Annotated in this window: 2 protein-coding genes; both read left to right on the top strand. The window is 68.1% G+C overall.

The genetic code is table 11. The features are described from left to right. The first annotated feature begins 311 nt into the window (after positions 1 to 311). Positions 312 to 1,238, top strand: a complete 927-nt coding sequence (locus ABYX71_RS11930) for a nuclease-related domain-containing protein (RefSeq protein ID WP_372696710.1) — start codon at positions 312 to 314, stop codon at positions 1,236 to 1,238. Positions 1,239 to 1,309: 71 nt separating this feature from the next. Beyond that, positions 1,310 to 1,553 (top strand): thiamine pyrophosphate-dependent enzyme (locus ABYX71_RS11925; RefSeq protein WP_372696709.1); only part of this gene is annotated, 244 nt, incomplete at its 3' end.

Here is a 1,553-nt window from a genome sequence, read left to right as displayed (position 1 = left end):
CGGATTTGGCACGCTGCCTGCATTAGGAAAAGCGGCGGGGGCCGGGAACCCTTCCCCTCCTCCTCCTGATGGTGACTGGCACACACCATCCCGGCCCCCGCCTCTTTTCTACGGCCTCGCTGCTCCGGCGCGGCCACACGCTGCCGACACCAACCTCCCGCATAATCCAGGGCCCATTCCCTGCGTGGGTTGTCTGTCGGCATGAATCGCAGACCCGCGTCCTGCACACGCGCCCGCCTGCCCACCGTGCGCGGCGCCACAGGCGTCAGACCCAACGGCGTATCGCCGCAACACGCCGGTCACGACGCAGCGTGAGTCAGTTAAACGCACAACTGCTGGCCATCGTCGTCACCGTCGCCCTCCTGTTGGGGCCCGCGCTTGGGGCGGCCCTGCTGCTGCAATGGCGCAAGAAGACCACCCGCGCCCAGCGCCGCTCGCCGCTGACCTCGCACCTGCTGCGCCCGCCGGGCCACACACTGCGCCAGCAGCACGAGGACGCGCGCCTGGATCTGCTAAGCGAGGTATCGCTATTGAGTCTGATACCGAGCTTTGTGCTCGGATTCCTGTATCTGCAAACGCTGTTCAGCGGCAAGCCGATGGCTCTGTCGGCTGTTGTCCTAATCAGCCTGTTGACGATCGGTGGTATTTCGTATCGCCTGAGAGGCATCTGGCGTCGCGTCAAACGGCTGGACCAGCTGCGTCTGGGCCTGGACGCCGAACTGGCCACCGGCCAGGAACTCGACCAGCTGATGCGCCACGGCGCCGTGGTCTTTCACGACCTTCCCGCCGACCGCTTCAACATCGACCACGTGGTCATCGCACCGGAAGGCGTGTTCGCGGTCGAGACCAAGGGCTACTCCAAGCCCAACCGCCACGGCGGTCCCGGCGAGGCGCGCGTGGTATTCGATGGCACGCACCTGACGTTTCCGGACTGGCGCAGCGACAGGCCGGTGCAGCAGGCCCTGCGCCAGGCACAGTGGCTGTCGAAGTGGCTGAGCAGCGCCACCGGTGAGCCGGTGCGCGCACTGCCGGTATTGGCGCTGCCCGGCTGGTACGTGGAGCGCCGCGGCCTTGGCACGGTGCGGGTTTTCAACGGCAAGGAGCTGGCCACCCACCTGCTTCGCTCCCGCGGCGCGCAGCCCCTGTCGGCCGAGCAGCTGCGCCGTGTCGTCCACCAGGTGGAACAGCGTTGCCGGGATGTGTCGGCGCTCTACCGGGACAGCGACAAGGCGGCCTGAGCGCTGCCGCCCAAACTTGCCCGCGCGCACCCCAGGCCGTACAAAGCTACAGACGCCACCGGAGGGGCAGCGTGAAATCGACCATCGCCCGCTTCAGCATCCGCCATGTGCAGCACATCGACGAGCATGGCAAGGCCCGCGGCCGTCCGCCGCGTGTGTCACCGGACACGCTGCGCCGCCTGTACCGCTGGATGATGCTCACCCGCCGCTTCGACGAACGCGCGGTGCGCCTGCAACGCACCGGCCAGCTCGGCACGTACGCATCCTGCCTCGGGCACGAGGCGCTGCACGTGGGCGTCGCCGCCGCCATGCGCG

The sequence above is a fragment of the Immundisolibacter sp. genome, assembly GCF_041625615.1.
Lineage (GTDB): Bacteria > Pseudomonadota > Gammaproteobacteria > Immundisolibacterales > Immundisolibacteraceae > Immundisolibacter.
The sequence above is the reverse complement of the archived record's forward strand: the minus strand, read 5'-3'. Positions and strand labels throughout refer to the sequence as shown.